Here is a 9,318-nt window from a genome sequence, read left to right as displayed (position 1 = left end):
GCAGGAAGGTGATGAGGAGCCGGCCGATCCGCCCGTTGCCGTCGAGGAACGGGTGAATGGTCTCGAACTGGGCGTGCACGAGCCCAATCCGGATAAGGACCGGCAGGTCATCCTCAGCGTGGAGGAAGGTTTCCAGGTCGCCGAGGGCTTGGGGGACAAGCTCCGGCGGCGGCGGGACGAAGGTCGCTTCGTTCAGGGTGCAGCCGCCGGGACCTATCCAGTTCTGACTGGTGCGGACCTCGCCTGGCGTCAGCCGGTGACCGCGCACGCCGGCGAGGAGTTTCTCATGCAGCTTGCGGATGAGCCGCACGGAGACCGGCAGCTCAGCCAGGCGGGCGAGGCCGTGGTTCATGGCCGCCACGTAGTTGATCACCTCGTCGACGTCCTTCGGCGCTTCGGGCGCGTAGAGATGGGCTTCGGCCGCCAGGAGGTCCTGGAGCGAACTCTGCGTCCCCTCGATCTGACTGGAGAGCACCGCCTCCTTGCGGACGTACATCAGGACGAAGAGGTCGGGGTTGGGCAGTATCTGGATCGACCCGTCCAAGCGTCCAAGCGCCAGGTCGGCTTGTGAGAGGAGGCGCCGCAGCTCGCCTTCGATGCGCACCGGAGGCGCCGGTGGCAGCGGCGCCGGGATGAAGGCGCGATAGCCCCTGAGTTGGCGCTGGTAGCTCCCAGCGCGGGTTTCGAGCGGCTGATCCCCGGTCCCTTGTGTCGAGGAAGTTTGCATAAGGCGAACGTGTCAGGTCCATGTGAAAGGCTGCGTTCAATATGGCCTCGAGAACGCGCCGTTACGCAAGCCACCTTTGATAGCGGCGCGGCGCTCGTGGAGGCCCGTCCGGTCCTGAACCCCGCCCAGAGACGGCGGTCGAGCCGCCCGTGGGGACCGGGTCGCCAGCGCAGCCGTCCACCCGGTCCCCCGTTGCGCTTTTAGTGGAGTGTGACGACCGAAGCCGCGGGGCCGTGCGTGAGGTCAGCGATCCCGGCGTACGAGCCTTCTACATCAGGCGTGGCGCGCTCACGCCACTCTTCATCGGTGAGCGGGCGGTGGTTCCAGACCCAGCCGACGGGCCTGCCGAGACGGATGGAGCGGACGCGCTTGGCCTTGTGCAGCAGATGCAGGACGTTGCGGACGCGCGCCTCCACAGCGCGACGCGCCTCGGGATCGGGATGGGCGCCATCCAGCAGGACCTCCACCAGGAAGGCGTTGGTCAACGGTACGGCGGCCTCGTCCAGCATGCGTTCGATGAGCTTGGAGTCGAGCGCGGTCTGGCTGAGCTTGGGCTGACGGCGGTTCAGGACGACCTCGAAGCGGAAGGTCTGGCTCGCGTGCCCCTGGCACGTTTCGGTCCGAGAACCTGACAGGGTCACGCGACCGAGCGTGGTCTGCGAGATCTCGAACAGATCATCCATCTTGCCCGTGACAACTACCTCGACAGGTTCCGATCCGCGGCGTTGCTTCGTAGGCGTTGGAAGAGGAGTAATGACGATCTCGTCGATCAGTTCGCGCATGAGTTCACGCGAACGGACGGCGTCGGGGTCGTCGCCCTCCATTGCCGGGCCGAGCCGGTCCAGGAGCTGCTCCACTCCGGCGATGACGTCCTTGGGATTGGTCGGGGCGGGAGCGCGCACACGGGTCACCGCCGCCAGTTCGGCTTCGCGGCTCAGGCGTTGCTCCTCCAGGCGATCCAGCTCGGCGGCCAGCCGTTCCGCGCCGCGCGAGTCGCGACGGGACTTGGCCGCGATGCCGAGGAGGTTCTCGATCTCCGTCTCCGTCTCGGCGAGTTGCGCCTTCAGCCGCGCCTGCTCGTCGCCGCGCGTCGCCAGCAGCTTCGCCTCCGCCTCGGCGTACTCGGCGAGGTAGGGGTTGAGCAGCTCCGGCTGGAGCAGGTGTTCACGGATGCCCTCGAAGATGGCCGCCTCGATCTCCGGTCGCGGGATGCGGACGTTGTTGGGACAATCGTTGCCCATGTTGACGCGTCCGTCGCACCCGACCCGCTTGCCCAGCACGACCATCTTCTCACCGCAGAGGCCACAGAGCATCTTGCCGGAGAAGACGTAGGTGGCGCGACGATGTTCGCCGATCCATGGCTTGCGCTGGTCCTCTTCCGCCGGGCCGGCGGCTTCCGCAGGGGAGGTCAATGGCTCCTCGCCGGTCGGCTGGTTCCTGAGCCGCCCCGCCTCCAGCCGCGCCTGCACCTTCTCCCACACTTCGTCGGAGACGAGACGCAGGTGGGGAACGGGAAGGACGTGCTGTTCGTCCTTACGCCCCGGACGGGTGATCGTCTTGCCGGTTGACGCCTTCAGCTCGCGCTGCGTGCGGCGGTAGACGAACTCGCCGATGTACATGCGATTGCGCAGGATGCCGACGCCGTAGTCCTTGGAGCCCAGCAGGACCGCCTGCCGCCACTTGCCGCCCCGCGGCGCCTTCACGCCGGCGGCGTTCAGCCGCTTGCAGATCTTGAATGCGCTGACGCCTTCGCCGAAGTCCTCCAGCATGCTCGTGGCGATCGGGGCGTTGATGGGGTGCTTCTCGCGCAGGCCGTTCGGCCCGCCCTCCGTCTGCACCTTGCGGTACCCAAAGCCGACGCTGCCGGCGATACGCTCATCCTTCAGCACCTCGTTGAGGCCCCGCTTCACGCGCTCCTGTGTCTGGCGCACGTCCTGGGCGGCCTTCAGCGCCAGGAAGGTCAACCGCATCTCGTCGATCAGACCTTCCTGCACGGTCATCATGACCGCTCCATGCTCGTACAGGGTCTGGTAAAGCGCATGCAGGTCGGCGGTGTTGCGGGAAAAGCGGTCCACGGTCTCGGCCACCAGGACCTTGATCTCGCCGGCCTTGATGCGCTCCACCAGCTTACGCAGGCCAGGGCGGCGGAACAGAGTCCGGCCGGTTCGGGCCTCGTCGGCTTCGCCGCCCATGTTCTTCAAGCGTTCGTGCTCGATCAGCTTGAGGCACAGGTCCTCCTGGCCGGTGATGCTCCACTCGCTCTGTTTTGGATTGCTCTTACGCATGTAATACCCAGCCGGCGAGCCTGGTGACGGCGGTCGGATGACCAAGGTAGTATTCCTTTTCTATGGGAGTGGGGCGAAGTTGGAGACGGCTATCCACACGGAGCCGCTTGGGGAGGTTGGCGCAGACCGGCCGCTGGACGTCAGCGCCGTGCCATCAGGGCCTGAGGTCGTCAGCCGCTCAGCGGCGCCGGGCCAGCCGCACGTCTCTGATTGAGCGTTTCGGTGATCTGGTCCATTGAGGCGCCTGCCGCATACGCCGCACAGGCGAACCGAACATCTTCTGGAAGGATCTTCAGGGCAGAGGACCGCCCGGCGGTTTCGTCTGTATCGTGGCCCGCACGCGCAGGGGTGCTCGCGGAGCCAAGGCTGCTGGCGATGGGAAGCGGTTGCAGGATGCCTTCGCGCAACGTGACAATTATCACCCCGGCCCAGGCCAAATCGTTGAGGAGAACGCGCAACTCAGAGCCGCGACAGGATAGACGGTTCAGCGAGCGCGCCACCAAAACTCGGAAGCGATCGTGCCGGGCCTCCTGGATAAGTTCCTGTAGGCCGGGGCGGTCTCTCCACCGCGTCCTTGGTCCGACCACATCACATCGACCCCCCACTTCTGCGAGCCCGTAGCGCGTGATGGCCGATCGGCAGTCGAGCATCTGCTCGAGATCGGAGTAGGGCGGCTCTTGCGCGGCGGAGTCCGCACGGACGTAGTACATCGCCGGAGTTCCCGGCATCATACGAGGGATCATCTTCTAACGACCTTATGGCTCTGCGTTGCGGCAGATGTTGGCCTGCTCGCCTCTGTTATCGGAGGCTTGGGCCTGAGCGGCTCAAGCGTGGCGGGTCAGATCAAACAGGACCTCGTCGATGCGGCCGGTTCTAAGATCTCTGAGGACCTCGCTCAGCGGCCCTTCATGCTCCAGAAGGCCCGGAGGCGGCTGGACGAGACGGACCACCCGGTCACCGCGTCGCCTCACCTCTGCGAAGGCTGCGCGCCAGAACCGAGGCGGACCATAGATCGCCACCCGCTTGGCGTCGGCGGCGTCGGCGCTCACGCCTTATGCTCCGCGGCCCGACGCGCCTGCAGCCGCGCCAGCGCCAGCATGAGAGGGATCACGGCGGCGGCCTGCGGCGACATCGATGCGGACAGCCGGGCCGCGCGCTGGTGGAGGCCGTCGGCCAGCAAGACCTCCGCCGCCGTCGCGTGGTGACCCGGATGAGCGCCGCCTGGGTGTCTCACCTGAGCATGCGCAACTCTGCCCTTGGTGCTCTCGTTTGTCAAGTTATCGTGCTGCGTCATTCCGGCTCACTCCATCTGACCCAAATACTCTTCAAGAAAGCCGTTGACTCCGATTGACGGTGACGCGCGCGAAACTGAAGAAACGGCTCTCATGCGAGCCATGGAATCCATAGCGTTACAGCGGAGTCGAGTCCTTTCTCTCAACGATGCTTTTCCATTGTCCGGCTAGGTTGGCGGAGGGAAGCCGTCCAGCTCCATCTTGATGGCGGACGGTGTCGGATAAGTCGCGGCCGCTCGCCAAGCCTCGCCCGACGATTTCAGCGACCATGCGTCCGGCGCGTCGATCATGGCGCTGTGTTCGCCCGACATCGCTCACCGGAGACTCGCGCCTTGCGATCCGACTGCGGGCGCCGCCTGTCCGAAAGGCTGACCTGATCGCATCTGGAACAGTGGAGCATCGCGGCGGCCACTTCATCTGCGATCTTTACCTGCTCGTGTCAAGAAACACGCACCACCCCCAGTGATCCCGCTCTTCAGCCGTCTTCACATAAAAGTATTCTTCAAGAGATTTTTTGACTAAAACCGCTCCGGTATTATCCTAGAAAGGAGCTCAATGCCTAGTCGAGAGTCATGGAACCCATAAATGTAATGCCGAGTTGGATCCTATGCTGAGACGGTTAGGCTGTAGGCGTCTAATCGAGCAGGCCAGCACCAAGTCGGCGGCGTTCAACGAGCCTTGCTCTATCTACGGGAGCTCGCGCCATGTCACCCGTGTCGCCTGGGCGCACAAGACATCGCGAGAGAGCGAATAGCTTGGATGTTGGAGGCAATCGTGCGGGCACGATGCAGCGACCCGGTCGGCTTAACCGCACAAATCTAGGAAGCAAGAGAGCATTTAGGCGCCGGCGCCGGCGCCGGGCCTGCTCGTGTGGGCGCGGGCCCTGCGTCTGCTCGATGAGGTCAGTGAAGCGTGTACTCGGACGTCGAGCCGAAGGTGCGCTCGTCCATGTAGGAGTCGAGGTCCTGGACGCGATAGCGCACGCCGCGGCCAAGCTTCAGGAACACGGGGCCGCCTCCGTACACCCGCTTCTTCTCCAGCGTGGATACGGAGATGCCGGTGTAGGCGGCCGCTTCAGTGGTGGTCAGGGCGCGGCGCAAGGGTTCGCTTGCCGCCGCGCACAGGGCGAGCGCGACAGGGCGCGCCGGCCCAGCGAGGGTCGGGGACGTCATTGGGTATCCTGGTTTGTGGGAAGCCTCACAGGAACCACGACTCCCGCTGCGCTGCAAGAAACGGGACAGGAGCAAAACGTCGCGGGCGCTTGCGGGCAGCGCCGCGGACGCCAGCGTTTGCCGCGCGGACGAGGTCCAACGCGTGCCTAAACGGTGCCTAAACGGCCTAAGACCGCTGAACCGACCCGTGGGTGGTTCCTGGTAAGTCATTGTTTTCACTAAGAAATTTGGAGCGGGCGAAGAGATTCGAACTCTCGACCCCAACCTTGGCAAGGTTGTGCTCTACCACTGAGCTACGCCCGCTCACGGCGCGCCCGCGACAGCACGGCCATCCCGGGAGGCGGCGTTTAAGCAGAGGCGCTCAGGATTTGCAAGCGGGACCGGGCGCGGGTAGTGTCTCAATTTGAAATCGGCCGGGGTTGACGGGGCTTGGGCCGGGGGCGGCGAGGGCCTATCATCACGCCATGGCTCGCTTCATCAAAATCGCTCTTCACGGCACGAACGAGATCGTGCTCATCAATCTCGACGCTGTGTCGCTGATACGTCCGGATCGGGAGTGGACCAAAGTCTTCTTTGCGGGCGAGTCCGGCGACGATGCCTCAGTGCGCGTGGCCCACAGCTTTGAGGCCGTAGCGAAGATGCTGGAGGCTCAGGATGCCTAAGGGCCCCAACGGACAGAAGCGCCCAGCCGACGTGATCGGCCTTGCCGTCATGGTTGGCAGAATCGCCACGGGTGAGATTGAGGATACGCGGGATGATCCCACAAAGGCGCATCATCGAGCGGGCGGCCTGAAAGGCGGAAGTGCCCGTGCTGAGACGCTTACGCCTGAGCAACGGGCGGAGATTGCCAAGGGTGCGGCCACAAAGCGTTGGGGCGGCTAAGCCGCTAGCCGCTGCTCAATCGCGTCAACAATAGGCTGAGCCATAGTCTTCTTTCCGACAGCCCACTCGGCGCACATCGCCTGCCATAGGACCTCTCCGCCGCACAGTAGTTGGTTTGCGGCCACCCTAATCCAATCATGATGGTCCCCAAGCGTCATGACATTTGTACAGGCGTCACTAACGAGGGCAACATCCCTCCCAACTCTTGTCCAAAGGTTTCCCCACCTCCGCTTACTAAGGTCTTCAAAAACGACACGTTCTGGGGCGTCTTCTCCAGGCAATACAATGCAACCGACGGCGGCGTCATTATCACCATCGAGGAACACGCACGTCGGCCTAACAAAGCGGCCTTGTTCAGCCATTTGCCCTAGTGCGTGACCAACATTCGCGGCACCATAGGGTACTATATTGCATCTCGTGAATACCTCCTTGCCATGCGCAGACAAGATCTCAGCTAACCATACTTTTGCGGCTACGTCTTCGACGTACAGCTCGCATTCTGGGTAGTTCTCGTCATCCATCTGAGTCATTGCAAACTGGGGACTTACCCCCGTCACAATACTTTTTACACTGTCAGCTTCCAGGATGTAGTTCCGAGCGTAAGGCGGTAGCTCTTCTAGGATATAAGGAGAATGGGTTGTAAGTATTATCTGAACCTCCCGTTCACGACAGTGATCGGCCAGGTCTCTAATTAATCGACGCTGCGCTCTCGGATGCAGAGAAGACTCAATTTCATCAATTAACACTAATCCATAACGTGGTAAGTCGATTTGCAATAGTTCAGCTATCGTAGTCTCACCTGAGCCCTGGTGAAAGCCAGAATAAGGAATGCCACCTTTCGTGATTACTGGTATTTCTCGTTTATCATCTATATCCGACATGGCCATCTTGGCTGCGTCGTAGCGTCGGCCCATTATTTCAGATAGCCGTTGGACCTGACTTGTGTCGAAGGCCCTGGCTGAGCTTTCGTGGTGAGCCGTCTTCGCGATCTTTGCGTAACCAACGCGAGCGGACACCGGCTGTATCCGACTAAGATCGACGTATTGAACACGACGTATAGGTCTCTCTTGATTTCCATTCCAACGGAGCGTCGGCTTTCTAACGCTTCCGCTTCGATGGCTGGGTCCTTCAGTATAACCAAAGCGCACTTCAGCGGCGCGCACAGAATCCCACGCCGTGTCCGGAAAAAACTCCGAAGCGAACCGGCCGACTTCCCCAGTTTCCGACTTGTAAGCGCAGGCGGCCGCTTGAAGCAGGGTGCTTTTCCCGGAGCCATTCTCCCCCACGATTGCGACAATGGGGAAGGCGAACTCGATGCGCTGGCCGCCCCAACCACGAATGCCTTGAACCTCTAGCCACTCAAGCCGGCGAGGCCACGAGTTACCCGTCTGCCAACGACGATCTAAGTGACGGATTTCCTTGCTTAAAATCACTAGGCTCGCTCCTTGCGACTCCTTCAGCGACCCTTTTGTAGGCCTAAACGCCGCTTAGAGCTAGCGTAAATGGCTCTTGACCTCGCTCTCGCGCCCCGCCAGAGCGTGGTAAACCCCGCTGGGGAGGATCAAGCCGCCACCATTCTGAACAAAATGCTTGACCTAATTAGCGAGAAAGTTCACTTTCAATTCGTGAACAAGCTCCCGCTCGCTAAGCGCGTCATGATTCTCTCGATGCTCTGCGAGGGTTCATCCATGCGTTCCATCTCACGGGTCGCCGACGTGTCCATCAACACGGTCACGAAGCTGCTGGTGGACGCTGGGGAAGCCTGCCTCGCCATGCACGACGAGCTGGTTCACGACGTGAAGGCGTCCAAGGTCCAGTGCGATGAGATTTGGAGCTTCTGCTACGCCAAGCAGAAGAACGTCGCGACGGCGGAAGCGGCCCCGGCCGAAGCTGGCGATGTGTGGACCTGGACGGCAATCGACGCCGACACGAAGCTGATTTGCTCCTACTTCGTCGGCGACCGCTCCGGCCAATCCGCCATCGCCATGATGGACGATCTGCGCTCGCGACTAGCTAACCGCGTCCAGCTCACCACGGATGGCCACAAGGCCTATCTGGAGGCAGTGGAGGGAGCGTTCGGCGGCGACGTGGACTATGCGCAGCTCGTCAAGCTGTACGGTCCCACGATTACCGCTCCCGGCCGCTACAGCCCCGCCGAGTGTGTCGGCGCCCGGAAGGTTCGCGTTGAGGGCGATCCCGACAAGAAGCACGTCTCCACCTCCTACGTGGAGCGTCAGAACCTCACCATGCGGATGTCAATGCGCCGGTTTACCCGCCTGACGAACGCTTTCTCCAAGAAGCTGGACAACCACATCCACGCCCTGGCGCTCTACTTCGCCTTCTACAACTTCTGCCGCATCCACAAGACGCTGAAGGTCACGCCCGCTATGGCGGCGGGGATCACCGACAAGCTATGGTCCCTGGAGGACATTGCGGAGAGGATGGATGCGCGGCAACCGGCCCCCGCCAAGCGCGGACCCTACAAGAAGCGGGTCGAGGCTTAACCGCCTTCCCACGGTTCCTGCACCCGCGGGGCGGCCCGGCCTCACCCTGCCAGGTCCGAAGAATTTTCCAACCGTTGAAGCTTACCGCGAGGCCATGCGCCAGCACTTCGCCGCCATCGCGGTCTTCAACCGTGCACGAGCGACAGCGAACGGCTTGGACGGCTACCGATGGCTTGCCGTTGACGTGCACGGCTGTTGCAAGACCGCGGCCCGCAACGGCGGCAAGGTCTTCGCCTATGACACGCCGCCGCCTGAGGGACACCCGGCCGAGGGGCGTTGCGAGTCGCCGGACTGGTGCCGGTGCATCGCCCAGCCTGTCGTGCCCGGCTTTGGCTAAGTGGGCGCTTTAAATTCAAACTGAGACACTACCCGGGCGCGTCGCACGGTGATCGCTTGAACGGCTGGGGGGATTTCGGCGCGGGGTGATGTCTGATTCATGGGAGCCCTTGGTGGAGG

At 62.6% G+C, this 9,318-nt stretch carries 11 protein-coding genes, 1 tRNA gene and 1 pseudogene; 3 read left to right on the top strand and 10 right to left on the bottom strand.

The window, feature by feature from the left end; all coding sequences use genetic code 11:
- From HUV06_RS12270 to HUV06_RS12245, 8 genes are all read right to left on the bottom strand, one after another.
- Positions 1-604: Fic family protein (locus HUV06_RS12270; protein WP_217433837.1), on the bottom strand; the 604-nt coding region annotated here is incomplete at its 3' end.
- 323 nt (positions 605-927) lie between these two features.
- On the bottom strand, positions 928-3,012 hold the full coding sequence (locus tag HUV06_RS12265) for a recombinase family protein (RefSeq protein ID WP_174301549.1): 2,085 nt from the start codon (positions 3,010-3,012) through the stop codon (positions 928-930).
- Positions 3,013-3,182: 170 nt separating this feature from the next.
- On the bottom strand, positions 3,183-3,755 hold the full coding sequence (locus HUV06_RS12260) for a recombinase family protein (protein ID WP_217433835.1): 573 nt from the start codon (positions 3,753-3,755) through the stop codon (positions 3,183-3,185).
- A gap of 81 nt (positions 3,756-3,836) precedes the next feature.
- A complete protein-coding gene (locus tag HUV06_RS12255; RefSeq protein WP_174301547.1) occupies positions 3,837-4,061 on the bottom strand; it encodes a hypothetical protein in 225 nt (74 codons plus the stop codon).
- Positions 4,058-4,192, bottom strand: a complete 135-nt coding sequence (locus HUV06_RS16480) for a hypothetical protein (protein ID WP_256430069.1) — start codon at positions 4,190-4,192, stop codon at positions 4,058-4,060. The genes HUV06_RS12255 and HUV06_RS16480 overlap by 4 nt, the downstream gene beginning before the upstream one ends.
- A 279-nt stretch (positions 4,193-4,471) precedes the next feature.
- Positions 4,472-4,615 carry a hypothetical protein gene (locus tag HUV06_RS16060; protein ID WP_217433834.1) on the bottom strand — a complete coding sequence of 48 codons (144 nt, stop codon included), beginning with the start codon at positions 4,613-4,615 and terminating at the stop codon, positions 4,472-4,474.
- A 591-nt stretch (positions 4,616-5,206) separates the two neighbouring features.
- The gene (locus HUV06_RS12250) at positions 5,207-5,476 is read right to left on the bottom strand and encodes an AlpA family transcriptional regulator (protein WP_174301546.1); all 270 of its coding nucleotides are present in this window, start codon (positions 5,474-5,476) and stop codon (positions 5,207-5,209) included.
- 228 nt (positions 5,477-5,704) lie between these two features.
- Positions 5,705-5,779 (bottom strand) — tRNA-Gly (locus HUV06_RS12245).
- Between the two features lie 161 nt (positions 5,780-5,940).
- Between HUV06_RS12245 and HUV06_RS12240 the strand changes: the two genes are divergently transcribed.
- Positions 5,941-6,138, top strand: a complete 198-nt coding sequence (locus HUV06_RS12240; protein ID WP_174301545.1) for a hypothetical protein — start codon at positions 5,941-5,943, stop codon at positions 6,136-6,138.
- A gap of 216 nt (positions 6,139-6,354) precedes the next feature.
- Here the strand turns inward: HUV06_RS12240 and HUV06_RS16335 are convergent, their stop codons facing one another.
- A complete protein-coding gene (locus HUV06_RS16335) occupies positions 6,355-7,239 on the bottom strand; it encodes an ATP-dependent endonuclease (RefSeq protein WP_254601086.1) in 885 nt (294 codons plus the stop codon).
- 264 nt (positions 7,240-7,503) lie between these two features.
- Positions 7,504-7,791, bottom strand: a pseudogene (locus HUV06_RS16680) (AAA family ATPase); the annotation flags it as partial.
- Positions 7,792-7,983: 192 nt separating this feature from the next.
- Here HUV06_RS16680 and HUV06_RS12230 point away from each other — a divergent pair.
- Positions 7,984-8,862 carry a DDE-type integrase/transposase/recombinase gene (locus tag HUV06_RS12230; RefSeq protein ID WP_217433838.1) on the top strand — a complete coding sequence of 293 codons (879 nt, stop codon included), beginning with the start codon at positions 7,984-7,986 and terminating at the stop codon, positions 8,860-8,862.
- A 94-nt stretch (positions 8,863-8,956) separates the two neighbouring features.
- Positions 8,957-9,199 carry a hypothetical protein gene (locus tag HUV06_RS12225; protein ID WP_174301543.1) on the top strand — a complete coding sequence of 81 codons (243 nt, stop codon included), beginning with the start codon at positions 8,957-8,959 and terminating at the stop codon, positions 9,197-9,199.
- The last annotated feature ends 119 nt before the right edge of the window (positions 9,200-9,318 follow it).

The organism is Caulobacter sp. S45 (assembly GCF_903642205.1).
Taxonomy (GTDB): domain Bacteria; phylum Pseudomonadota; class Alphaproteobacteria; order Caulobacterales; family Caulobacteraceae; genus CAHJWH01.
Note: the sequence above shows the minus strand (reverse complement) of the source record. Positions and strands in the feature narration are given on the sequence as shown.